At 50.4% G+C, this 23,196-nt stretch carries 24 protein-coding genes; 16 read left to right on the forward strand and 8 right to left on the reverse strand.

Translation table 11 applies throughout. From position 1 onward, the window contains the following. The first annotated feature begins 75 nt into the window (after window positions 1–75). Window positions 76–3,057, forward strand: coding sequence for a sialate O-acetylesterase (locus CWM47_RS28680; RefSeq protein ID WP_240625509.1), 2,982 nt, complete (start codon window positions 76–78; stop codon window positions 3,055–3,057). An 85-nt stretch (window positions 3,058–3,142) separates the two neighbouring features. Here the strand turns inward: CWM47_RS28680 and galU are convergent, their stop codons facing one another. The 4 genes from galU to CWM47_RS28705 all read right to left on the reverse strand — a co-directional run bounded on the left by galU (window position 3,143) and on the right by CWM47_RS28705 (window position 6,334). Beyond that, entirely contained in the window at window positions 3,143–4,006 is an 864-nt protein-coding gene (gene galU, locus CWM47_RS28685; protein WP_100992028.1) for a UTP--glucose-1-phosphate uridylyltransferase GalU, read from the reverse strand. 89 nt (window positions 4,007–4,095) lie between these two features. Continuing rightward, window positions 4,096–5,091, reverse strand: coding sequence for a mevalonate kinase family protein (locus tag CWM47_RS28690; RefSeq protein ID WP_100992029.1), 996 nt, complete (start codon window positions 5,089–5,091; stop codon window positions 4,096–4,098). A gap of 174 nt (window positions 5,092–5,265) precedes the next feature. After that, a complete protein-coding gene (locus CWM47_RS28695; protein ID WP_100992030.1) occupies window positions 5,266–5,748 on the reverse strand; it encodes a hypothetical protein in 483 nt (160 codons plus the stop codon). Window positions 5,749–5,959: 211 nt separating this feature from the next. After that, the gene (locus CWM47_RS28705; RefSeq protein WP_100992032.1) at window positions 5,960–6,334 is read right to left on the reverse strand and encodes a helix-turn-helix transcriptional regulator; all 375 of its coding nucleotides are present in this window, start codon (window positions 6,332–6,334) and stop codon (window positions 5,960–5,962) included. Between the two features lie 322 nt (window positions 6,335–6,656). Between CWM47_RS28705 and CWM47_RS28710 the strand changes: the two genes are divergently transcribed. From CWM47_RS28710 to CWM47_RS28730, 5 genes are all read left to right on the forward strand, one after another. After that, a complete protein-coding gene (locus CWM47_RS28710) occupies window positions 6,657–7,310 on the forward strand; it encodes a hypothetical protein (protein WP_100992033.1) in 654 nt (217 codons plus the stop codon). Between the two features lie 36 nt (window positions 7,311–7,346). Then, the gene (locus tag CWM47_RS28715; protein WP_100992034.1) at window positions 7,347–8,135 is read left to right on the forward strand and encodes a PD-(D/E)XK nuclease-like domain-containing protein; all 789 of its coding nucleotides are present in this window, start codon (window positions 7,347–7,349) and stop codon (window positions 8,133–8,135) included. Window positions 8,136–8,252: 117 nt separating this feature from the next. Continuing rightward, window positions 8,253–8,600 (forward strand): hypothetical protein, encoded by a 348-nt coding sequence (locus CWM47_RS28720; RefSeq protein ID WP_100992035.1) that lies wholly within the window; start codon window positions 8,253–8,255, stop codon window positions 8,598–8,600. Between the two features lie 120 nt (window positions 8,601–8,720). Continuing rightward, window positions 8,721–9,494 (forward strand): pentapeptide repeat-containing protein, encoded by a 774-nt coding sequence (locus CWM47_RS28725; RefSeq protein WP_100992036.1) that lies wholly within the window; start codon window positions 8,721–8,723, stop codon window positions 9,492–9,494. Window positions 9,495–9,609: 115 nt separating this feature from the next. Further along, entirely contained in the window at window positions 9,610–10,803 is a 1,194-nt protein-coding gene (locus CWM47_RS28730) for a DUF748 domain-containing protein (RefSeq protein ID WP_100992037.1), read from the forward strand. Between the two features lie 116 nt (window positions 10,804–10,919). Here the strand turns inward: CWM47_RS28730 and CWM47_RS28735 are convergent, their stop codons facing one another. Further along, window positions 10,920–11,246: a hypothetical protein gene (locus tag CWM47_RS28735; protein WP_100992038.1), complete on the reverse strand. Its 327-nt coding sequence runs from the start codon at window positions 11,244–11,246 to the stop codon at window positions 10,920–10,922. A gap of 29 nt (window positions 11,247–11,275) precedes the next feature. After that, entirely contained in the window at window positions 11,276–11,551 is a 276-nt protein-coding gene (locus CWM47_RS28740) for a hypothetical protein (protein ID WP_100992039.1), read from the reverse strand. Window positions 11,552–11,736: 185 nt separating this feature from the next. On the opposite strand from CWM47_RS28740, the gene CWM47_RS28745 reads away from it, so the two are divergent. From CWM47_RS28745 to CWM47_RS28770, 6 genes are all read left to right on the forward strand, one after another. Further along, window positions 11,737–12,339 (forward strand): RNA polymerase sigma factor, encoded by a 603-nt coding sequence (locus tag CWM47_RS28745; protein ID WP_100992040.1) that lies wholly within the window; start codon window positions 11,737–11,739, stop codon window positions 12,337–12,339. Between the two features lie 53 nt (window positions 12,340–12,392). Further along, window positions 12,393–12,809 (forward strand): hypothetical protein, encoded by a 417-nt coding sequence (locus tag CWM47_RS28750; protein ID WP_100992041.1) that lies wholly within the window; start codon window positions 12,393–12,395, stop codon window positions 12,807–12,809. Between the two features lie 138 nt (window positions 12,810–12,947). Further along, window positions 12,948–13,616 (forward strand): porin family protein, encoded by a 669-nt coding sequence (locus tag CWM47_RS28755; RefSeq protein WP_100992042.1) that lies wholly within the window; start codon window positions 12,948–12,950, stop codon window positions 13,614–13,616. A gap of 102 nt (window positions 13,617–13,718) precedes the next feature. Further along, window positions 13,719–16,730, forward strand: a complete 3,012-nt coding sequence (locus tag CWM47_RS28760; protein WP_100994097.1) for a glycoside hydrolase family 3 N-terminal domain-containing protein — start codon at window positions 13,719–13,721, stop codon at window positions 16,728–16,730. Beyond that, window positions 16,727–17,194 (forward strand): DinB family protein, encoded by a 468-nt coding sequence (locus tag CWM47_RS28765; protein ID WP_100992043.1) that lies wholly within the window; start codon window positions 16,727–16,729, stop codon window positions 17,192–17,194. Before CWM47_RS28760 ends, CWM47_RS28765 begins: the two co-directional genes overlap by 4 nt. Window positions 17,195–17,581: 387 nt before the next feature. Continuing rightward, window positions 17,582–18,061, forward strand: a complete 480-nt coding sequence (locus tag CWM47_RS28770; RefSeq protein ID WP_240625510.1) for a DUF1772 domain-containing protein — start codon at window positions 17,582–17,584, stop codon at window positions 18,059–18,061. A gap of 115 nt (window positions 18,062–18,176) precedes the next feature. Here CWM47_RS28770 and map read toward each other — a convergent pair whose 3' ends face one another. Further along, window positions 18,177–18,938, reverse strand: coding sequence for a type I methionyl aminopeptidase (gene map / locus CWM47_RS28775; protein WP_100992044.1), 762 nt, complete (start codon window positions 18,936–18,938; stop codon window positions 18,177–18,179). Window positions 18,939–19,111: 173 nt separating this feature from the next. On the opposite strand from map, the gene CWM47_RS28780 reads away from it, so the two are divergent. The 4 genes from CWM47_RS28780 (at window position 19,112) to CWM47_RS28795 (ending at window position 22,470) form a co-directional block, all read left to right on the forward strand. Next, window positions 19,112–20,269 carry a zinc-dependent alcohol dehydrogenase gene (locus tag CWM47_RS28780; protein ID WP_100992045.1) on the forward strand — a complete coding sequence of 386 codons (1,158 nt, stop codon included), beginning with the start codon at window positions 19,112–19,114 and terminating at the stop codon, window positions 20,267–20,269. 47 nt (window positions 20,270–20,316) lie between these two features. Continuing rightward, entirely contained in the window at window positions 20,317–20,676 is a 360-nt protein-coding gene (locus tag CWM47_RS28785) for an SPW repeat domain-containing protein (RefSeq protein ID WP_100992046.1), read from the forward strand. A gap of 52 nt (window positions 20,677–20,728) precedes the next feature. After that, window positions 20,729–21,763: an SDR family NAD(P)-dependent oxidoreductase gene (locus CWM47_RS28790; protein ID WP_100992047.1), complete on the forward strand. Its 1,035-nt coding sequence runs from the start codon at window positions 20,729–20,731 to the stop codon at window positions 21,761–21,763. A 140-nt stretch (window positions 21,764–21,903) separates the two neighbouring features. After that, window positions 21,904–22,470 carry a hypothetical protein gene (locus tag CWM47_RS28795; RefSeq protein WP_240625511.1) on the forward strand — a complete coding sequence of 189 codons (567 nt, stop codon included), beginning with the start codon at window positions 21,904–21,906 and terminating at the stop codon, window positions 22,468–22,470. On the opposite strand, the gene CWM47_RS28800 is transcribed toward CWM47_RS28795, so the two are convergent. Further along, window positions 22,471–23,133 carry an endonuclease III domain-containing protein gene (locus CWM47_RS28800; protein ID WP_100992048.1) on the reverse strand — a complete coding sequence of 221 codons (663 nt, stop codon included), beginning with the start codon at window positions 23,131–23,133 and terminating at the stop codon, window positions 22,471–22,473. Window positions 23,134–23,196: the final 63 nt, after the last annotated feature.

Consider the following 23,196-nt stretch of genomic DNA (forward strand, 5'->3'; position numbering starts at 1 on the left):
AATTCTTATAGTAACAATTGGGCATAATAATTGCACATAGTTGATTGACTTATCCAATTATTAATATCAATATTCATGACCGTCTTTCTTCGATGGGCAGTAGTATTATGCCAATTAATATCCTTTGGGGCGTTTGCTCAACTCACCGTTACGAGCCCGGTGCCGCGAATGGTCTTTCAGCGCGATCTGGACAACCAGGCCACCATCCTGGTCACCGGCATGGCCCCACCAGCCGCCACCTCCATCGAAGCCCGCGTCGTGCCACTGGCCATCGGGCAGGGTAGCGTCTCATCCTGGACTACCCTCAACCGAATCAACGGCTCAACCACATTCCGAGGCACCATCACCGCCCAGGCAGGCTGGTATCGACTCGATGTGCGGGCCAAAACGGGCACTACCCTCATCGCTCAGACCCAGGTTAACCGAGTCGGGATAGGCGAGGTGTTCATCGTGGCCGGGCAGTCTAATGCAGCGGGAGGCTTTCAACGGCCACCCAATTCGGTGGAGGACCGGGTGATGACCCTTGACTTCCGCCAGGACAGCCTCAGCGAACAACTTCTGCCCCTGCGCTTTAGCAACACCAGCTACGGGGCCAACATTGGCCCCAGCCAGCCCCCCCACATCTGGGGGCCGCTGGGCGACAAACTCGTTCAGCGGCTGAACGTGCCCGTTCTGTTTCTGGGGGCGGCCCTGGGGGGCACCACCAGTAGCGAATGGCAGCAGTCAGCAGCAGGTAACATCGGTACATCGGTCAACCTTGCTGTTTACCGTCGGCTGGGGGTGGTGCTGCTCCACTATGCGCTGCGCACCGGCGTGCGGGCCGTGCTCTGGCATCAGGGTGAAGGAGATATATCATCGACCACTCAGCAGTACTTTAACAATGTCAAGTACGTGATCGAGAAGAGCCGCCAGCAGGTGGGCAACCGACCCCTGCCCTGGGTCGTTTCCCGCGTGAGCTACACGCAGGGCCAAACGAATCCGCTGGTTATTGCGGCCCAGAACCAGCTCATCAGCAATGTACCCAACGTCTTTGCCGGACCTGCTACCGACTTCCTGACAGGGTACGACAACAGGGGGGGAGATGACGTTCACTTTCGGGGAGCGGGTTTTTTCCGCTTTATCGACACCTGGGATCAGAGCCTGACCACCGCCTTCTTTCAGCAGGCCCCCCCCCTGATGCCCACCGACTCGACCGCCCTCATCACCTCGGGCTACACCCTGCCCCTCACCCGACGACCCGGCGAAACTGTGGCCGTGGCCTCTCTGCGCAGCGACGCCCACGAGCCCGATAACCAGTACATTGCCCAGATCGTACGAGTCTCCGACGGCAACGTGGTTTTCGAGTCGGCCCCCTCCACCGACAACCCCATCCTGATCACCCTGCCCTTCACCCTGACCAATGGTCAGTACCAGTTGCGCACTAAAGCCACCCACCCCGTGCTGGCTGGCAGTTTGGGCGAGCCTTTCATGGTGCAGCAGGATGCCACCCCCAGCCCCGCCTTCACTATCTACCGAACCCCCATCAGCGGTGGCACCGCCGACTCGTCCATTCTTCGCTTTGGCTACGGCTATGATATGCCCTCTCATGGTCTATTGGCGATGGTACAGGCCACGGCTCCGGTGGAGGTGCGGGTTCAGCGAATCGACGGGGGTAGCTTTGCTGATTCTGGATGGGGTGTGGCACCCCCCAGTTCACAAGCCCCTGACAGCGACTGGAATTCTGATTTTAATTATATCCGATACTACCCAGCTCAAAACGCTGGCATCGATGGAGTTATACCCGGGGCCCGCTACCGGATCTCGGTCCGCAAACAGGGTGACACTAGTGCGGGGTTGTGGTATGAAACCGTGTTTCTGCAACGGCGCAACATCCTTTACTACCCTATGGAGCCTACTGGCCCCATTCCGCCCGTACTGACGCTGAATGAGCCGGTGGCCAGTGCCTGCTTGAGTGGTACGGTCAATGTGGTGGTCGATGTAACCGACAATGTGGTGAACAGAGGCAATATGTTCAGTGTGCGTCTTTCGGATGTAAACGGCTCCTTTACCAACGAAACCACCATTGGGAGCGGCTCGACCAGTCCAATCTCATTGACTCTGTCTCCTTCGCTACCGGCCGGAACCAACTACCGGATTCGGATTGTGGCCAGCAATCCGGCCGTCGCCAGTGCGCCCAGCCAGCCGCTGTCCATCTGTGCGGGCGGGGCCGACTTATCCCTGAACATGAGTGTTAGCAACCGAACGCCGACCACCAGCCAGCCTGTTACCATCACTATGGTGCTGGCTAATGCCGGTCCTTTTGCCGCTACCAATGTGCGAGCCCAGAGTATACTGCCTGCTGGCATGGCTTTCGTTGATTCTCCTTCGGGGAATGTCAGTGCCTCAGCCAACACAGTTACCATCCAGGCGGGCAGTCTGCCAGTGGGCAGTAGGCAGCCCTTCGTTTTCCGGGTCAGGGCCAGCCAGTCGGGTAGCTATGCGACTTCGGCTCAGATCACGGCCAGCGGCCAGTTCGATGCCGACAGCCAGCCCAATTCGGGCACCGGAGATGGACAGGATGACGAAGCGACAGTGGACATGCGTACCCCCGATGCCAGCGGCCCCCAAATTCGTTCACCCAACTCTAACCAAGCTGCTCCGCCAATTGTGCAGAGTAATCAGCCACCTACTGACTCAGCCAAAGCCGATTTAAGTCTGAACCTGAGCGCCAGCAAACTGGTAGTGAGTTCTGGCGAGGTCATGAGCGTTACGCTGGTGTGCAGTAATCGGGGGGGAGCTACGGCCAGCAACGTTAGCCTGCAAACGCTACTACCCACGGGTTGGCGGCTGAACGTAACCACAGGGTTGACAATCAATGGGCAAACCATCACGGTTCCCATCGGGACAATTCCGGCTGGTGGTTCGAAGGCTATGGTCTTACAAGTGCGTGTTTCGGGGTCGGGAACGATTCGCTCTCAGGTATTAAGTGCTACTCCCATCGATTCAGACTCCACTCCGGGCAATGGACTTAATAAAGGGGAAGATGATGAGGCCTCGCTGAGTTTACGCGTGCGTTAATACCATTTTAAAAATAAAAGGCCCTACATCGAACGGGGCCTTCTTATTTTTAAAATACTCTCAACTGTCCACAATTCACGTCTAATTACTTCTTCACAATCTCTTCGAGAAACGCCCGAAACTGATCGGCGAATTCGGGTCGCTTGAGAGCGAATTCGACGGTTGTTTTCAGAAAGTCGAGTTTGTTGCCAATGTCGTGGCGCTTGCCTTCGATGCGGTGCGCGTACAGATTTTCGCGTTTCAGCAAGAGCAACAAGGCATCGGTCAATTGAATTTCATTGTTCTTACCCACTGGCGTTTGCTCCAGCATGGCAAAAATTTCGGGGGTCAGGATGTAGCGACCGGCAATGGCCATATTCGACGGGGCTTCGCTGATCGAGGGTTTTTCGATCAACGTGTCGAGCTCAAAAATACGCTCGCTCAATGACTTACCCCCCACAATACCATAGCGATTTACCTTGTCGTGGGGCACCTCTTCAACCGCAATAACGGAACCGCCAAACTGCTCAAATGTGTCGATAAGCTGCTGGGTTACGGGAATAACCGAGTCCATGATCGTATCGCCCAGCAAGACCGCAAACGGCTCATTACCAACATGATGCCGGGCGTACCGAATGGCATCGCCGAGGCCGTTCAGTTCCCGCTGCCGAACATAGTGCAGGTTGGCCATGTCCGACAAACGGCGCATCTCGTCCAGCAATAGCTGGTCCTCTTTTTCTTCGAGCCGCATTTCGAGTTCGAAGTTGCGGTCGAAGTGGTCTTCGATGGCCCGCTTGCCTTTGCCCGTAATAATCAGAATATCTTCAATACCCGAATCGACGGCTTCCTGCACGACATACTGGATCGTGGGGCGGTCAATAATGGGCAGCATTTCTTTCGGCTGGGCCTTCGTGGCGGGCAGAAACCGGGTGCCAAGTCCGGCAGCGGGGATAACGGCTTTCTTGATCATAACTAAAAGAGCGAAAGAGTGAAAGAGTGAATGAGCGATTTGTCTAGACGGCATTTTCGCTCATTCACTCTTTCGCTCTTTCACCATAATTAAACTACATACGGCTTTATAACACGAGCGTTTATTTTCTTCAATTCGACGAATAGCCGGTTCAGCATGGCGTCATCGCGGTAGAGGCCAATGATGGAGCCACCCGACCCGGTAAAGGAAGCCGACGCACCACAGGAACGAGCTTTCTCGATCAAACTCCGGTTACGGTCGGTGATGTTATAGATCTGTGCCCGCAAATCGAAGTTTCGGTTCACAAGCTCATTCAGCGACTTGGTATCCTGCCGGAGAACAGCGTCGCGACCTTCGCGGGCTACGTCGGCAATGGCGCTCATGGTGTCAACCACAACGGGTTCACCTTTGAGCCAGCGCGTCCGGATGTCGTTGTGTACCTGACCGGATTGTTTGCCCAGGTCGGTATTGTAGGCAATGTACAGTTTGGGCAACAGGCGTGAATCGAGCGGCTCATATTGACCGTAGCCCTGACGCTCCATCGTTTCGCGGTCGAAGTCCATATATACGCAGCCCTCGTAGCATTGAATGACGCGATCCTGTAATCCAGCCGTAATGCCCAGTTCTTCAGCTTCGGTAGCCAGCACCAGATTGGGCAATATAGGCTGCGGAATATCGACGCCATAAAATTGCATCAGTGCCCGAAAGGTGGCGACAATGATAGCACTGGAGCCGGACAAGCCCACCTGCCGGGGAATGGACGTATTATATCGAATTGAAAAATTCTGGTTAGGGAGCCGAATATGTTCATTCTCACAGTATTCGGAAAACTTCTTGATGGCGGCCTTCAACAGCGGGACGCCCCCATGATAACCGAGTGTACTCACGGAGTCGCGCAGATGGTACAAACTCCGAAACACGTTTGTATCCTGCAACTGGGGCTCGATGTGGAGTTCGGGCGAGGGGTAAAGCGTTACAGACGCCCCGAAGTTTCGAACAGAGATGGCAATGGTTTTACCAAAAAATCCATCGGACGGGTTTCCTAACAATCCCGCCCGAGCATAGGCACGGGTTTCGATAAGCAAAACGGTAGCGGAACGGATGTTCGCCGGCTAAATAATTAAACGACAAGTTTACGAAAGAATAATCAGGATAAATACGCGTGAGCAGCACCCGATAATAAAAAAGCGACTGGATGTTCTCCAGTCGCTTTAAGGCATAGCTACTTTTCATTAGACCGGCGAACCGGCTGCATTATCTTATTTGGTGTCGTCTTTCGAGACGTCGGTTTTATCTTTTTCGTCATACCCTACGTGGTGCGGGTCATACCCTTCGCCGGGACTGTCGCCCTCTTCGAGATAGGTTGCATCTGCCCGGTGCAGAAGCGCATCATCGGATGGATTTTCAGCGATTTCACTTAGTTTTTTAGCCGCTTCATCGCTCATCATGCGCCCTTTGGGTGCTTCGGAAATAGCATCGGCGTTCACGTCCCACTCCTGATTTCCACCCAGGCTTTCGCCTTTTGGATTACCAGACCGGCCTTCGCCCGTATTTTCCTCACGGGTATCGTGGGTCATGTTTCTATTTTCGGAATCCATATCCATACCCGATGTTGCGCCCATCTGGTTTGTGCCAACGCCCTCCGATTCGCGACCGTAATCGGAATCGCCGTGCTGGTTAGGGTCATGAGAATAAAATTCAGGATCTAGTTTATCCGGGTCGAATGGTGATGTCGTTGCCATGGCGTTAAGTGTTTTTTTACACTATAACCCGTGCGAAGCAGAGTTGTTTGGAAAGGGTAAAGGGAGAGTGGGTGGAGTGGTGGGGTAGGTGTAGTGAGTGAAGTAAGTGAAGTAAGTGAAGTAGTGAGTACTCCATCTATTTCACCCATTACACCTATTTCACTCACTACACCTATTCCACCCATTACACCTATTCCACTCACTACACCCACTACACCACTCCACCACTTCCCATCCCCCTTATTTCCTCCAGCAGCTGATCGTTGGTTTGCTGAAGTAAAGCAACGCGCTCGTTAAGCTGAAAAAGCAGGAACTCCATATTCCGCAATCGCTCTTCGGTAGTGATGGCTGCGGAGGGCGAATTAAGCACCTTAAACATCAAGCCTTCGCCCCGCAATAACCAGTCGCCATTCACCTGTGGGTAGGCCACCAGAATTTTTTCGAGCGTGTCGTAGCGAGGCTTTAATCGACCGTGTAAAATATGATAAACTTTTTCGCCCCGATGCTCGCCCAGCTTTCGGGAAAATTCGAGTACGCTGATATCGAGCGAGTCGATGAGCTGCTGAAGGCGAAGATTGATCGTCATAACTTACATTTTTTTATGTAAAAACTAAGAGGAGCGCGGATTGGACAGATCGAACGGATTTCCATTTCATTAAAGTTCCCTCGCTAAGTGGCAAACAGGCAGTTAAATTGATTTTAAGGGGCATTTAATGAGCTTTCACATTCCCGATAAGCCCGCAATCCAGTGAGATAGAAAAGACATCAGGAAAGCTGAAAATACTTATACAAAGGGCTTGTTTTTTACACAGTTTTGTGTAATTTTAAACTAGTAAACACGATGCCCTAAAAAGGCAAAAGGGACCTCAAAATGGGCCCCCTGCTTGAACAGTAAACAACAAATACTAATGAACACACAAAGCAATAGCCAAATTGAGACAATTCAAAGCGGTAACGAACTTAAACCGAATCAAAAAATTAACGAGTTGACTGGCGAGGTCGTAAATAGTGGGCTCGCCCGGCGATACAAATACCTGGAAGGACACCCGCGTCAATACCGATTCGATGCCAAGGAAGGTGTGTTCAATATCAACGGTAATGAGAAGCTTGGGCGCACCCTGACCTTCCAACCTATTGCATGGCGTATTTTCACGGACAACATCCTGAACATGGGTACCAAAAACTGGGCAGAACTTTTCTTTATCGACGAGAAAAACTGCGTATCGGCGGTGCTGTTTCATGGGTATTCGGTCGACAATATTTTTCGGCTGATCGAACCACTCTATTACGACGACCTGACGCTGGCCGATGTGGTCATTACGGCCGTTGCCGAGAAGAAAGAGAACAACAAAATTCAGCCAAAGGGCGTCTATTACATTGCCAACTTCACGTACAAAATGGCTGATGCCGAGAAAACGAAAGAACTGAAGCAGTTTGCCCAGGAGGTTAAAGTATTCCGTCAGGAAACCCTGACAGATATTGCCAACATTAAAACGGCAATGAACTACTATAACCCGTTTGCAAACCCTGTCGATGAGCCAGCCTTATTGGCCGTTGGCTAATCGATCTGCTTTTTCTCAACGTTTCCCCTTTTCTGTATGGTTTCTCAACTTCTGACATCCTCTCGGCAACCAATTTATACAACCGGCGATGATTACCGGGCCCTGTCGCGTGTATCGAACTCTGACTTGACCCGGCTCAAAGAAGAGCACCTGGGTTATTGGTCGGTGCCTTCAGCCCGGTTTATTCCCGAAAAGACCAAAGCGTTTGGTCGGGCGTTTCACCAGCATCTTCTCGAACCTGAAACGGTTGGGACCGTCTTATCGCAGTTTCTGCCTGATATGATGGAACCAACCATCAATACGGATGCGCTGGCCCCGGCCCAAACAAAGCAGTTAGCCACACTGATGCGAACAATTCGGCAGGATGCTTTTTGTCGGCGGTATCTGCGGTTGTCTGAGCGAGAGCGCATTGTCCTCTCAACGGAGCCAACGACCGGCATTGCCTGTAAGGCGCGGCTGGATATGGTCTATACCAGTCCCAAACGCCGGAATACCATGGTGATCGACTTAAAAACAACCTCCGCCCGAACCCAGGCCCAGTTTCTGGAGTCGTGCTATACCTATGATTACGACCGGCAGGCAGCGTTTTATATCGATAGCCTGCGCAACGCCGACGGTCGTGAATGGGGCACGACGAAGCAATTTCGTTTTGTGTTTATCGGCATCATGAAGCAGAGTCCGCACCGGCTTTTCGCCGTAGATGCGACGTCGATTCCGGGCTTTATCGACTACGGTCGGAAGAAATACCGCTTCTGGCTTCGCAAGTGGCACGATGAACAAACAACCGACCAATTGGTAGCCCCCGCCTGGAGTATGAGTGCGTAAAAATGGACAGTTAATGGTTTTCGGTATACGGTTGGCTGACGCGTCAGCAACACTCGTGCGTCAGCCAACCGTATACCGAAAACCCTACACCGCAAACCGAATCCCGTAAACCTCGTTATGAATGCATCAATAATAACCCTCACCCCTACCGAACTCCATTTTGATTGGGGTACGGACGGACTGGTGTTGTGGATTGAAGAGCTGGATGGCGCCGATAGTCTGGCCGGACAAATGAGTGAGGTAATGGACCGAATCGCCTTCGCCATAGAACTGCAAACGGGCTGGGACCACCGGACGGATGGCAACACCTTACACCCGCTGTATGGCTACCGGCTTCTGTTGCGAGATGCATCGGGCCTGTGGAACGCTGTCCAAACCGACGAAACCGGCCACTTCGCCGGCCTGACACCCCTCGAAGAAATGGACTACGAAGTAGCCTATGATAAGGTCATGTGGCTGGATTAAAGAGAGTTGATAAGCATTTTAGCAATTTTTTTTAATCCAGCCACTTACTGTACTCCCATGCAACCTTTTGGATTTGGCTGGCATCTTTACCCAAAGTCAAACACAACTCCAAAAGCACACATGAAAACCCTTCTTCTCTCACTTCTTTTTGCCAGCCTGGCCGTGGCACCTGTTTTGGCACAATCAACGGTTGATGCCAAAGATATTATTGCCAAAATCAATCGTAAAGAATCTGTTTCGTATCAAAACGCCACGATTACCGGCGACCTTGACCTGACTGATCTGGCCAACAGAAGAGAGTCTCGTGAAGGAGGCTGGGGCGATTCGCGTCAGTTTCTAAGTGTTGTGGAAGTACCCGTAACCTTTAAAAACTGCAAATTTACGGGTAAGTTTCTGGCGTATCGCACTGAAGATTCTGACCGCAAACTGATCAAAACCAACAACATCGTGTACAATGCCGACTTCAGAGAAGGGGTCACGATTGAGGGCTGTACGTTTGAAAAAGATGCGGCCTTTAAGTATTCGATCTTTGATCAACGGGCCATTTTTACGAACAATACCTTCAAGGACATAGCGCTGTTCAAGTACAGCAAATTCCGCAACGCAGCCGACTTCAGCGGGTCAACCTTTCGGGATTATGCCGATTTTAAATACACGAAGTTCGATGAATCGTCGTCCTTTCAGAAAGCAGCTTTTGAGCAGTATGCCGATTTCAAATACACGAAATACGACGAACGGGTTGATTTCGGTCAGGCTCGCTTTAACCGCAACGCCGACTTTAAATACACCCATTTTCCCCGTGGTACAAATTTCGACGATACCCGTTTCGAAGGCTCTACCGACTTCAAATACACCACCCTCGATGGACGGAAATTCTCTCCAAATGGGCGGTAAGTAGTAGTTGACAGGTTATTGATTATTGGGTAATTGTCATTCCAGTTACCTAGTAACCAATAACCTAATAACCAATTTACAGGTTTACCAATACGTTAACCAACTCCTCAACGTATTGAAACGCGCCACAAAAATTTTCCTTGCACTGGTCGTCCTGCTGATCATTGCCCGCTTGCTTCTCCCCTATTTCGTACTTCGGTACGTCAATAAGACCCTGGCCGACATGGGAGGTGGGTATACAGGCCATGTCGAGGATATTGACATTCAACTCATTCGGGGTGCTTATCAGATTGATGATTTGCGTATTCGCAAGATCAGCGGAAAAGTTAAGGAGCCCTTCATTTACATTCCCAAAACAGACCTTTCAGTTGAGTGGAAGTCGCTCTTTAAGGGAAAATTAGTAAGCGAAGTTGAAACCTACGAACCCGAAATAAACTTTGCCTTCAGCGAGAGCGAAGCCAGTAGTCAAACAGGGGCCGATGTAGACTGGACGGCTTATCTTAAGAAACTCCTGCCCATCAGCATCAACCGTTTTGCTATCGTCAATGGCAAAGTCAACCTGATAAGTCTGGTAACGCACCCCCGCGCCGACCTGTCTATTCAGAAATTTCAGGGCGAAATTCGGAATATTCGGAATGTCGAAGACAAAAATAAAAAGCTTCCCTCACCGGTCGTGGCATCGGGGGATGTGCCGGGTTATGGCGGCACCATGAACTTTTCGGCCAACATGAATTTTCTGAAAATTGTGCCGGATTTCGACTACAACCTCCGATTCAGCGATTTACAACTGGTTAAGCTCAACCCGCTGGCCAAAGAGTATGCCAATATTGATTTTGAGCGGGGCACGGTGAGCGTTTACAGCGAAATGGCCATGCTCGATAGTAAGCTGAATGGCTACCTGAAGCCGCTTACGAAAGGCATGCAGATTTTCAAACTCAATGAGCATGAAGGTCGCTCAGTAGGCAAATTTTTTACTGAGTTGCTGGCCCAGGGAGGTACGGCCATCCTCAAGAACCAGAAGCATGATCAGGTAGCCACCCGAATCCCACTCAATGGAACGATTGATAACATCGAGACATTCGTTTGGCCAACGATTTTTGGTGTGTTGCGTAATGCCTATATCGAAGCGTTCCAGGGTAAATTCGACAACAACATCACCCTAAAGGATGCCCTAAAAAGCGTAAAGGAAGACTTTAAGGAAAAACGAATCGAACGAAAGGCTGAACGAAAAGAGAAGCGGGCAGAGCGAAAAGCCGAACGCAAGAAGAAGCGAGCAGAACGAAAAGCCAAAAAGAAGAACAAGGATTAAATGGAATTATTAAACACGGATACGGTCCGCCGTTGGGGCACAGAGTTTAAGGAATTGGAAAATCTTTAAACTCTGTGCCCCAACGGCGGACCGTATCCGTGTTTAACAAGCCTGTTTTACTGCTTTGGCTTACGATACAGCAATGTATCTGCTCGAGCGCCCGAAGCGGTTCGGCGGGGAGCATACCTGTTCTTACCTTTACGTACACCAGCATCCTTTTCCTGTTTATAGGACGGAATGGCATTATCCTTACTTTCCAGATTATCCTTTTGCGAAGGTGGCGGAATAGGCTTGTTCGACCGCGCCGTTACAGCCGACTTCGATTTAGGATTGTTCACACCAGCCGTCATGGATTTGGGCTCACTCGCTTTGTTCGATGAGGGTGTCGTCTGAGCCAGGGCTGTCGTGGTCATCAGCGCTACACCGAGCATTAATTTGATCATATTTTTCGTTGAGTTTTATTCATTAACACTTACCGTCGAACGCTGTCTACTTTCGTAGCACCACCCCGGCGCAGCGAATCGGGCGGCAGGCGCTTTTGCTTCCGGTTTTTGGGTAACGTCGTATCCAAACCCGCTTCCATTTTCATACGCTCCTGCCGGTTGGTCTTCATCTTAGGCCGCGCTGGATTGGCCTGACGGGTATCCGTCGTTGATGTCGACTGCTGCATGGTTGGCGTTTGACCGCTTTGGCCAAATGCACTTACGCTTAGGATAATACCCAGCATACCAAACATGAATCGTTTCATAATTTCGTTGAGTTAGTATCAACTTGTAACGACTTGAGGCAACAATAGGTTATGGTTTTAGCGGGTTATTGAGGATGTGAACTACCGGAATCTTTAGGCTTTTGTTCCTGCAACCCGATTTCCGGGCGGTTTTTGTGGAATCCCGCCCGTTATTGCATCAATAGGGGTAAGCAGTCAGTTCGTGTATGTTTTTAAAACTGTTTCGTAAGCCCAGGCCCAGTACCGACCGATCGCGCAGCGATCCGGCCGACTATATCGCAACCTACCGCGCTACCGGCGACCTGGCCGTATTGGGCGAACTTTATGAGCAACATATGGACCTGGTCTATGCTGTTTGCTTCAATTACCTGCGTGATGAAGACGAAGCCAAAGATGCCGTTATGAGCCTGTTTGAACAGTTGGTGACCGACTTGAAAAAGCACGACGTGCAGCAATTTGGTCCCTGGCTTCACAGCGTTGCCCGTAACTACTGTTTGATGCAGCTGCGTAAAAATCAGGCTCATCCCAAAACCGCGCTGGTAACCGGCACGGGAGCCGACCTTGACGATGAACCCGTTATGCGAATTGCAGAAGATGACTCCGACCTGTTGGACCTTGAAGAAGACCTGACAACAATGGAAGCCTGCTTGCAAACCCTGCCACCCGAACAGAAAACCTGTCTGACCCTCTTTTATCTGGAAAAGAAAACCTATACCGAAGTGGCCGACCTAACGGGTTACGATCTGAAACAGGTAAAAAGTTATTTGCAAAATGGCCGCCGAAAGTTGAAAATTTGTATGTCTAAGTAACGCAGGGTTATCTCTGCGCTTTAGTTGATTGCGGGCAATACCGCGTTACAACAATGATTGACCAACTAACTTTTGATGATTTACGGGCGTATCAATCCGGGCAGTTAAGTGGCCCGGCGCGGTACCGTGTAGAGCGACTTCTGCTCGAAAACCCTTTCTACGCCGACGCACTTGCCGGGTTGGAAGCCATGCAGCAAACAGCCGCTAACACATCGGCACACCCAACCACCGAGCAGCTTGCCGAACTTCGGGATGCCCTGCATGAGCGCATTCATGCCTCGGCAACTAAAAAACGGCTCTGGCCACTCTGGATTGCGACAACAACAGCCGCTATTTTGTTTATGCTGGCCGTAGCCATTTATTTAATCTTTTTTGCGCCAAAGCAACCCGTAAAATCAATACCGAAGCCGACACCTGCCGTAACGAGTAGTGTGTTCAGTAACACCGTGTTCGGAGCGGTAACGGCATGACAGAAAAGCGCCTGCACAATAGCCAGCAATAAAAAAATAGCCTACCCTTTTGACCGAACGCTCAATATTCTTTTGAAAGAATAAAACATTTCCAAAACGAAGGACGTTAACCGGACATATCAACTTATCGATTGCTCTATGTTTCGCGCAAATTCACTACGTATTACACTACTCTCCTTTCTGTTTCTTACTGGCTGTTTATCAGGCAGTTTTGCCCAACAACGATTTAGTGCAGGCCCACGGGTTGGCTTGAATTTATCCACATTTGGCATGGATGCCAAGGGGTATACGTTACGGCCGGGTGTAACAGCCGGTGCCTTTTTAATGTACAGCTCACTGAACCATTTTGGTATTTCGGGCGATGTTCTTTACTCGCAAATGGGTGGTAAGTATAACCAGTCCAATGACTCGTTCAAACAACGGATCAACTACCTCGAAATCCCCGTTGCGCTGCGTTATTTCCTGACATTGAACGGAAATTTCCGACCCAATGTGTTCTTTGGTCCATCATTGGGTTTTAAGCTCAATGCAAAACGCACCAACTACATAAATCAGGGCGTTGTTAAACAGGATTTCGATAACAGCGCTCAATTCCGCTCGATGGATTTAGGTCTGGTTGCCGGTTTCCAGCTTAACTTTAAAGGACTGGCCGAACGGCAGCGTTTCCTGATCGATGCCCGTTACCGCTACGGTCTGAGCGACATTACGCTCGACGACAACCAGAACGTCAATAACTCAACCATCACCCTAACGCTCGGCTACGGCTTTGGCGTTGGGCCGGAATACCGCAGCCGGTACCGGAAATAGTTAATTCGCACTGTCTATCAAATGTCCTCGCTACGCTTATTTAATGAGCTGGCGAGGACATTTTTTGTATTTTTGGCCTATCACGACCCAATTTTCCTGCTCATGCCCTTCTGCCGGTTCGCTTTTTTTGGTTTTCTCAGCGTTTTATTGTCCTTAACGACCTTCGCGCAAACAACATCACCAACGTTTCTCAAACTTAACCCTAGGCAGGCCTGCTGGGTCGATTCGGTGTTTACGAACATGAAACCCGAAGACCGCATTGCCCAGTTGATCATGGTGGCCGGGTACTCGAATCGCAAACCGGGCTACGAAGATTCGCTTATAACACTGGTTCGAACCAATAAACTTGGTGGAGTGGTCATGTTTCAGGGTGGGCCTGTTCGGCAGGCGCGGCTCACCAACCGGTTGCAGGCCAGTTCGCCCGTGCCGCTGCTCATTGCGATGGATGCCGAATGGGGTATTGCCATGCGACTCGACAGCACGGTTCGCTATCCGTATCAGATGACGCTGGGTGCTATGCAGGGCGCAGGTTCCGATTCGCTCATTTATCAGATGGGGGCCAATTTGGCAAAACAGGCCCGTCGACTGGGTATGCACGTGAACTTCGCCCCCTCCGTCGATGTCAATAATAACCCCAACAATCCCGTTATAAACTTCCGGTCGTTTGGCGAGAACAAGTACGAAGTGGCACGCAAGGCCCTCGCCTACATGCGCGGCATGCAGGATAACCAACTGTTAACCAGCCTGAAACACTTCCCTGGCCACGGCGATACCGGCACCGATTCACACTACGACTTGCCGCTGATCGCCAAGAGCCGTGCCCAGCTCGATTCGCTGGAGTTGTATCCATTCCAGCAGTTGATCAAAGCAGGTGCTGCCGGTGTCATGATTGCCCATTTGAGTATTCCCGCGCTCGATACCACGCGCAACCGCCCCTCAACCCTCTCCCCCGCCATTGTTACGAACCTCCTCAAAAACGAATTGGGTTTCCAGGGACTGGTTTTTTCAGATGCCATGAACATGAAAGGCGTTACCAAGTATTTTCCTTCGGGCAAAGCCGATGAACTTGGTATTGAAGCGGGCATGGACGTACTGGAATTTACGGAAGATGTGCCAGCCGCGTTAGCCCAGATCAAACAGGCCATTGTCGACGGACGTATCAGTCAGGCTTCTATCGACGCCCGTTGCCTGAAAGTATTAAAGGCCAAAGCATGGGTTGGACTGGATCAGTACAAACCCATTGAGATGGAGAATCTGGTTAGTGATCTCAATCCTGTACAGGACGAATTGCTCAACCGGAAGTTCACCGAAAGCAGCCTGACTGTTCTTAAAAATGATAAAGGGTTATTGCCTCTGCAACGGCTCGACACACTCCGAATTGCCTCGGTAGCCGTTGAGAGCGACAAAATCACGGCTTTTCAGCAAATGGCGAGCAACTATACGCAGGTCGATCACTTTAACCTGACATCCCGCACGCCCGATTCCACGCTGGCGATGATCCGCGATTCACTCAAAAACTACAACCTTATTCTGGTTGATGTTCACCTGAACAACATCCGCCCTGCCGTTAAATATGGTCTGCAAGCCAAAACCGCCGGGCTGGTTGGCGAGTTGGTGGCGACCGGAAAAGCCATTGTTACGGTGTTCGGGAATGTGTATGCGCTGGACAAGCTCACCTTCCCGATGGACACGGTCCAACCCAGCCGTAACATTGAACAGGCAAGGGCCATTATCATGCCCTATCAACTCACGAACTACACCGAAGAGTTATCGGCACAGTTGATTTTTGGGGCTATCGGCGCATCAGGCAAACTACCCGTCACCGTTAACCAACGCTTCCGATTGGGCGATGGCTTGCCCGTTAAATCCATCGGTCGGCTCAAATACACCATCCCCGAAGAAGTGGGTATCAACGGTAAATTCTTGGCGCAACAGGTCGACTCCCTTGTCAATGTGGGTATAAGTCAGGGTGCTTTCCCGGGATGCGTGGTGCAGATGGCGAAAGACGGCAAAGTGATTTTCCGGAAAGCGTATGGCAAACATACCTACGATGCTTCGCTGGGGGCCGAACCCCTGCCCGTTCAGCTGGACGACCTCTATGACATGGCATCGGTTACGAAAGTGAGCACGTCGACGCCGGCCCTGATGCACCTCGTTGACGATGGGAAGTTTAACCTCAACGGCAAAATGGCCGATTACCTGCCCGGTTTCAAGAAATCGAATAAAGCGGATTTACTCTGGCGCGATGTGCTCACCCATCAGGCCCGACTAAAAGCATGGATTCCGTTCTGGATGGACACAAAAAATCCCGATGGTACATGGAAACCCAAAACGTTCAAAGCGGAACGCTCCGGTCGTTACCCCATTGAGGTGACGGACAGCCTGTATGAATTCAAAAACTACCCAAAAACGATTTTCGAGCAAATAAAAGACTCGCCCCTGAACGCGAAAAAAGAGTACGTGTATTCTGATTTGTCGTTCATCCTATACCCTCAAATTGTGAAGCGCTTAACGGGAATTGACTTTGAGGATTACCTCAAAACAACGTTCTACAAACCACTCGGGGCCACTACGCTTACGTTTTTACCCCGTCGATATTATTCACTCAGCCGGATTGTACCCACAGAATATGACTCGCTGTTCCGCAAAACACTCATCTGGGGGCGTGTCCATGACGAAGGCGCAGCTATGTTGAACGGGCTTTCGGGACACGCGGGCTTGTTTGGTAATGCCAATGATTTGATGAAGGTGTATGAGATGTATCGCCAGAAGGGCAGCTACGGCGGTCAACAGTTTATTTCGGCCAAAACCATTGCCGAATTCACGCGCTACCAGTTTCCGGAGTTGGGCAACCGGCGCGGACTGGGTTTCGACAAACCCTCGTTTACCTATACCGGCAATGCCCCAAAATCGGCGACCAAAGCCAGCTACGGGCACTCAGGCTACACGGGCACCTTCGTTTGGGTTGAGCCCGATCCGGCCTATAAACTGACATACATATTTTTGTGCAATCGTGTGTATCCTACGAGAAATAACCCTAAACTTGGTAATCTAAATACCCGCACCAATATCGTCGAAGCATTGTATCAGGCAACGAAACGTGGACTGCAATGAAAGACCATTTGATTCAGTTACTGGATTATGAACTCTGGGCCAATCAACGGATAATCGAGTCGCTTGACACCCTCAACAGCCCGCCAGCGCGTGCCATTGCGGTAATGGGCCATATTTTGTCGGCTCAACATGTATGGTTTGGTCGGGTCATGCATGCGACGACCTTTGTTACTATCTGGGAAGACATTCCCGTTAGCTGGATGATCGAAACCGCCGAACGACAGCATCGGCAAATCGTTAGCCACGTACACGCACTCAACGACTCCGAGCTCTTTGAGTTGGTTGAGTATGTGAACACCAAAGACATGCGCTACAAAAGTTCGCTGCTGGATATCCTCACGCACCTGAGTCACCATGCGGCCTATCACCGGGGCCAGGTCGTGCAGCTTATCCGTCCCATGCTGAACGAAGCTCCCGTCACCGATTTTATTGTCTTTACGCGTGAGAATCAACGGGTGAAGTGATAGACTGATTTAGTGTAAACTAAATTTTATGGTATTTACCCCCAACCCCCTGAAGGGGGCTTAAGTTGAGAATAGTCAAGCTTAAGCCCCCTTCAGGGGGTTGGGGGTAAATACCATAAAACTTAGTTTACACTTTACCGACTCAAAGATGGGCTAGTTCATTACACATAGAAGAGCTAAATCTGGAACATACTTTACTGTCTGGAGAGAAGTCCCTTTTGACTGAAGCCCTCACTTCCAGACGTAATCTGGCGCCTAATTACCCCTGTTGACGCCACGATTTCCCAACTTGACGACCGATTTTCAGCACTACGAAAGCTAAATATGTAGGTTTGATGCCATAAACGTATGAGTTCATATACGCTGGTTCATCTAATCTATACCATTATGAGTTTTATCGCCCAACTGCTGTTGTCGTTATTTATCCTGAACATGAGCGTAGCCCTGGGTGCCGGGTTATACGAAGTAAGGATGATTGTCCATCTATGGTTTCCCGGATCAATCAAGTCCGGCTTTCAGATCAATAGCCGGGCTATCCGTGATATAGATTCAGGAAGAAAGTTCTGGGCATTTGTTACTACAGGACCTCTTACACTACTCACGATAGCGAATCTGGTGCTGGCATGGCAGTCTCAACTACCCGGTTGTGAGTGGTGGCTTACCGCAGCGTTGCTAATCCTGATCGAACGAATTAGCACCTTTTCTTTCTTTATTCCCGTCGCTATCAAGTTACAGGCGCCCAACCCGCCCCCCCCTGAACGGGTCAACCGTCTGGCTGCTCTATGGATTGGTTTCAATTACGTACGGAATAGCCTCACCTTGCTGGCCTGGGTGTTCGCGTTGAGAGCATTCGCTTTTGTTGTGTAACTGGTTTTGAAAGAGCCTATCTACTTCAGTTGCAGGAACCTAATAGAATCCATAATTAAACCCTTGACTGTTTTTGTACAAGTAGGTTTACAGTACGTATTCACGAATCAAAACGTCATTCCCATAATCGATTCGCAGCCGTCAGGATGATTGGCTGCTTGTCGGTAATGACAATCGTTTGTTCATGCTGTACAGCAAAACTATCCTTGGCAACTAATGTCCAGCCATCCCCTTTCTCCTGAGCATAGGTGGCTCTGGTGGATAGGAACGTCTCGATAGCCACAACCGAGTTCGTCCGGAAACGCGCTTTATTGGACCGATCATAATAACATAGAATCTCGAGCGGTTCTTCGTGTAAGCTCCGACCTATTCCATGCCCAGCCAGATTCTTAATAACCCGGTAGCCACTTCGCCTGGCCTCATTATCAATCAATCGCCCGATCTCAGCGATTTTCACCCCTCCCCGGATATGACTAATGGCTTTGGCCAGAATTCGCTTTGAGGTTTCCACCAAGTCACTATGCTGATGAATATCCTGCCCTAGAACGAAGGAACCTCCGTTATCTGACCAATAGCCATTCAGTTCGGCCGATACATCAATGTTAACTAAATCCCCTTCCCGAAGAAACCGTTTTGCAGAAGGAATGCCGTGACATACTTCCTCATTTAAACTAATACAGGTCCAACCCGGAAAGCCGTAGGTGAGCTTAGGTGCCGAACGGGCACCGTGCAGTTCCAGCAATTTTCCTCCATACTGATCCAACTCAAGCGTCGACATACCTGGCCGGGCATACTCTTGCATGCGCTTGAGGGTTGAGCCAACAACCTGGCTAATCTGCTGCATACCTGCCAGGTCCTCCTCCGATTTCAATGACATAACGTTGTGGTTTTGGTTTTACGATTGGCCATTAAGCCACTTATGTATGGATTAATAGAAGCACATACCCTAATATAATTCCCTTGGGAGTAAACTAACTAAACCAAATCTATAGACTTTAGTTCTTAAGCAAAAACCGGTTTTCCGGGCTCTTTACTTACTCAACACATAACATGAAAGCAGCCGTATTTCACAAAATAGGCGACATTCAGGTCGATACCGTCGATGATCCGCGCATTGAACAATCCCGGGATGCCATAATTCGGGTAACGTCGACGGCCATCTGCGGGTCAGACCTGCACATCTACGACGGGTTCATCCCCCAGTTAAAAAATGAAGTTCTTGGTCATGAGTTCATGGGCATCGTTGAAGATGTGGGCTCTGAAGTGACCAATCTAAAAAAAGGCGATCGGGTCGTAGTGCCGTTCACCGTAGCCTGCGGCAAATGCTACTTCTGCGAGAAGAATCTGCAAATGCACTGCGAGAATTCTAACCCCGAACATTACGGCCCCGATGGTGGCCTGCTTACCGAAAAAGGGGGTGGCCTGTTTGGCTACACCGATTTATATGGCGGCTACAACGGTGGTCAGGCAGAGTTTGTCCGGGTACCCTATGCTGATTATGGCCTGCATACAGTGCCCGAATCACTCAAAGATGAACAGGTTCTGTTTCTGACCGATATTTTCCCTACTGGCTGGAGTGCTATTGAATGGGGGGAATTGAAAGGGGGCGAAACCGTCGCCATTTTTGGCTCGGGCCCGGTTGGGCTGATGGCCCAAAAATCGGCATGGATTCAGGGGGCTGCCCGCGTTATTGCTATCGACCCGGTAAACTACCGGCTGGCCAAAGCCAAACGCGTTAATAATGTAGAAACCCTTAACCCCAACGAAGTCGATGTTGTCGAGGCCATTCGACAGATGACCAACGGACGCGGGGCCGACTTGTGCGTCGATGCGGTTGGGATGGAGGCAGACCGGTCATTTCTGGAGAAGGCAAAGGCCGTTATCAACCTCGAAAAAGGTACGCCCAAGGTACTGGAATTGTGTTTTCAGGCCGTTCGGCGGGGTGGCATCGTATCGGTCGTTGGGGTATATGGTACGCCCTTCGACAACATTTCCATTGGCCGCATGTTTGATAAAGGCATCACCGTTCGGTTCGGGCAGTCATTTGTCCATAAGAACATGAGCCATTTGCTGGATCTGGTGGTGCAGGGCAAAGTCGTACTGGACGATATTATCTCGCATACCCTGCCCCTTGCCGATGCAGCAAAGGCGTATGATATGTTCAAAAAGAAAGAAGACGATTGCACCAAAGTAGTATTAAAACCCTAGAAATCAACCTGCGTTTCTCAGGAATAAACTAGTACCTCAACGAGAAAATGGAACAGCCAATTTCACGAAAACAGCACGGAATAGCCGACTATAGTTATGTTCCTCTGGTAGCAGCAGCCCCTTTTCTGGTCGGTTTCGAGAACGAGCCAACCGCTACCCAGCTGGCGCGAGTTATAAGCGGAGGGGTATTGGCAACCAGCTTATTAACCCGCTACGAATGGGGCTTTTGGAAGGTTATACCCTTTAAAGCACACTTAGCGGCTGATGCGGCAGTAAGCGCTTTTATGTTAACAGCCCCCTGGCTCTTTGGCTTTGGCAATAATAAACGCGCCCGCAATACCTTTTTATCCATCGGTGCGTTCGGAGTCATTATCAGCTTACTGACAAAGCCAGATAATATGGATTAAACCAGGTTGGCTAAACACGTCAACCATTACTTATTGATTTACCAACTCAACTATGGAAAATACAACCGAAAAAACAGTTCTTATCACAGGCGCTACCAGCGGTATCGGCCGCGAATTGACAAATCTTTTTGCCAAAGAGGGGTACAATCTGGTATTGGTAGCCCGTTCGGGCGACAGCCTCCGGCTTATTGCGGATGAATATGAACAGCAGTTTGGCATTAAGGCAACGACGATAGCGCAGGACCTTGCCGACCCAAAAGCGGCAGACCTCATTTACGAACAGACTCAGCAACAGGGCATCACGGTGAATATACTGGTCAATGATGCCGGTATGGGCGAGTACGGCAAGTTTGCTACCGAAACCGATTTACAAAAAGAACTGGACATCGTTCAGATCAACGCCGTGTCGCTTATGCACCTGACCAAGCTTTATTTGAAAGATATGGTGAGCCGCAACGAAGGCAAGATTCTGATGCTTGGCTCAGAGGTATCAGTCGTACCAAACCCAATGATGGCGGTTTATGGCGCTACGAAAGCATTCATCAAATCGTTTTCGGAGGCAATCCGCAATGAGTTGAACGACACCAACATAACCGTAACGGTGTTGATGCCGGGTGCCACCAACACCGACTTTTTCAACAAGGCCGGTGCCGCTCACGTGAAAGGAGCCGATCCGTCAAAAACCGCTGATCCTGCCGATGTGGCGAAAGAAGGGTACGAAGCCCTGATGAAAGGAAAAGATCATGTGGTAGCGGGCTGGATGAATAAAGCCAGAGTCGCTATGGCACACGTCCTGCCCGATCCCATCATTGCGGCCAACGCCCGGAAAGACATGATGCCCAAAGATGAATCGGAGGATCAGACGCAGCAATTCACCAACATTGTTGTCACGGTAAGCGTGATTGCGGGAATCGCTGCCGGACTTTATCTGGCCTTCCGCCAGAGTAACCCGGTCGACCGCGCGGTTTATCGGTACAAGGCGGATAAGGCGCTTAGTTCGGCTAAAAAAACGTCGAAATCTCTTGGCAATTCCATTAAAGAGTCGGCAAAAAAAGCACAGGAAACGCTGGAAGACGCACTGGCGTAGATTGGTGGAGTAGTTAAATGGTGAGTGGTGGAGTGGTTTACTTTACGCGAGTTGATAAACCATTTAACCACTCCACCAATTAACTATTTCACCAATCCACCAACAGTCTTTATCTTCGTGTTGACTTTCCATTTATACAGATGGTTCAGTTCTCTACCCTGACAAGTCGACTCAGTATGAAATACACCTTATTACTTTTTTTCGCTTTCTCACTCCACTCATTCGCTCAGGTCCGGCTGCCAACCAATGAAGTAGGTCAGGTTCAGTATCAGGAGCTTGTCAAGCTACCGGATAGCAAACGGCCGGCCCGTCAGATTATGGAGCAAACACAGGCTTGGTCTGAGCAGCATTTTTCTGATGTACCAACTACGGAACAACAGCACGATCAGCAGAATAACATTTTATTTATTAAGTCGTCGTACCCAATAAATAGCCAGACAGTACGCTATACGCTCACTATTGAAGCCAAATTCGGGCGATATCGGGCAACCATAACTGATCTCATAGCCGAAGGTGACGGACTCACGCTACCTGTTCAGGCCAGCAGCAGCACGGCGAACGAAATAAACCGGTCGGCGGGGGGAGCCACTGCGAGCAAGACCCTTGTTGAGCAAACAGCCAAACAGCAAGCCGACCTGTATCGACAAATTGACAAGTCCTGCCGCGATACGCTGGCCAGCCTGAAACAAACACTTACAGGGAAGTAATTACCGGTGCCGCTCCACCCCTACCTGCTCGCACCAGGCCAGCACCGGGCACGTTGAGCAGTGCGGCAGTGTACCGGTGCAGATGTGTTTACCGAACGGCATGAGGAGCCGGTTGATGTTTACCCACTGCTCATGAGGCACCTGAGTTTCCAGCACTTTCAGGGTTTGTTCGGGTTGTTTGGTATGCACATACCCCCACCGATTGACAACCCGATGCACATGAACATCGACGCTTATAGCGGCCTGTCCCGTTGCCACCCCCAACGCCAGATTTGCACACTTCGGCCCAACTCCTTTCAGGGAGGTCAATGTTTCATAGTTGGCGGGTAACTCCCCATTGAATTCATTCACAATCCGTTCGGCAATGCCCAGCATGGTATAGGCTTTCTGGTCGGGGTATGTTGTGCCATACAGCAATTGGGTCAGTGTGGCAACATCGAGGGCAAGGAGCTGTTCGGGTGTTCGGGCGCGTTCGAACAGGCGCAGTGATACCGGAATGGTCGTTTCATCGAGCGTTCGGATCGACACGATGCACGAAATCAGTTGCTCGAACAGGGTATTATAGCCGCGTTCAAACAAATCGAACATAGCCGCTTTTGGGTAAGGCCGAATGGCTTCGTCGATATGGGCCAGAACAACGTTAAGGTCGAAGTTGGGTTTCATATTGTGTAAACACAGAGATAACGGAGTTGTCACGGAGAACACAGAAATTTCTTCATGCACTCC

Source organism: Spirosoma pollinicola (assembly GCF_002831565.1).
Taxonomy (GTDB): Bacteria; Bacteroidota; Bacteroidia; order Cytophagales; family Spirosomataceae; genus Spirosoma; species Spirosoma pollinicola.

Excerpts from the sequence above, each read along its gene's own strand:
- CWM47_RS28800 (WP_100992048.1), bottom strand. The coding sequence starts at position 23,133 with ATGAAACCCAACTTCGACCTTAACGTTGTTCTGGCCCATATCGACGAA.
- CWM47_RS28790 (WP_100992047.1), top strand. The coding sequence starts at position 20,729 with ATGGAAAATACAACCGAAAAAACAGTTCTTATCACAGGCGCTACCAGC.
- CWM47_RS28705 (WP_100992032.1), bottom strand. The coding sequence starts at position 6,334 with ATGACGATCAATCTTCGCCTTCAGCAGCTCATCGACTCGCTCGATATC.
- CWM47_RS28715 (WP_100992034.1), top strand. The coding sequence starts at position 7,347 with ATGGTTTCTCAACTTCTGACATCCTCTCGGCAACCAATTTATACAACC.
- CWM47_RS28720 (WP_100992035.1), top strand. The coding sequence starts at position 8,253 with ATGAATGCATCAATAATAACCCTCACCCCTACCGAACTCCATTTTGAT.
- CWM47_RS28740 (WP_100992039.1), bottom strand. The coding sequence starts at position 11,551 with ATGAAACGATTCATGTTTGGTATGCTGGGTATTATCCTAAGCGTAAGT.
- CWM47_RS28760 (WP_100994097.1), top strand. The coding sequence starts at position 13,719 with ATGCCCTTCTGCCGGTTCGCTTTTTTTGGTTTTCTCAGCGTTTTATTG.
- map (WP_100992044.1), bottom strand. The coding sequence starts at position 18,938 with ATGTCATTGAAATCGGAGGAGGACCTGGCAGGTATGCAGCAGATTAGC.
- CWM47_RS28680 (WP_240625509.1), top strand. The coding sequence starts at position 76 with ATGACCGTCTTTCTTCGATGGGCAGTAGTATTATGCCAATTAATATCC.
- CWM47_RS28695 (WP_100992030.1), bottom strand. The coding sequence starts at position 5,748 with ATGGCAACGACATCACCATTCGACCCGGATAAACTAGATCCTGAATTT.
- CWM47_RS28735 (WP_100992038.1), bottom strand. The coding sequence starts at position 11,246 with ATGATCAAATTAATGCTCGGTGTAGCGCTGATGACCACGACAGCCCTG.
- CWM47_RS28710 (WP_100992033.1), top strand. The coding sequence starts at position 6,657 with ATGAACACACAAAGCAATAGCCAAATTGAGACAATTCAAAGCGGTAAC.
- CWM47_RS28795 (WP_240625511.1), top strand. The coding sequence starts at position 21,904 with ATGGTTCAGTTCTCTACCCTGACAAGTCGACTCAGTATGAAATACACC.
- CWM47_RS28750 (WP_100992041.1), top strand. The coding sequence starts at position 12,393 with ATGATTGACCAACTAACTTTTGATGATTTACGGGCGTATCAATCCGGG.
- CWM47_RS28770 (WP_240625510.1), top strand. The coding sequence starts at position 17,582 with ATGAGTTTTATCGCCCAACTGCTGTTGTCGTTATTTATCCTGAACATG.
- CWM47_RS28785 (WP_100992046.1), top strand. The coding sequence starts at position 20,317 with ATGGAACAGCCAATTTCACGAAAACAGCACGGAATAGCCGACTATAGT.
- CWM47_RS28765 (WP_100992043.1), top strand. The coding sequence starts at position 16,727 with ATGAAAGACCATTTGATTCAGTTACTGGATTATGAACTCTGGGCCAAT.
- CWM47_RS28755 (WP_100992042.1), top strand. The coding sequence starts at position 12,948 with ATGTTTCGCGCAAATTCACTACGTATTACACTACTCTCCTTTCTGTTT.
- CWM47_RS28780 (WP_100992045.1), top strand. The coding sequence starts at position 19,112 with ATGAAAGCAGCCGTATTTCACAAAATAGGCGACATTCAGGTCGATACC.
- CWM47_RS28745 (WP_100992040.1), top strand. The coding sequence starts at position 11,737 with ATGTTTTTAAAACTGTTTCGTAAGCCCAGGCCCAGTACCGACCGATCG.
- galU (WP_100992028.1), bottom strand. The coding sequence starts at position 4,006 with ATGATCAAGAAAGCCGTTATCCCCGCTGCCGGACTTGGCACCCGGTTT.
- CWM47_RS28725 (WP_100992036.1), top strand. The coding sequence starts at position 8,721 with ATGAAAACCCTTCTTCTCTCACTTCTTTTTGCCAGCCTGGCCGTGGCA.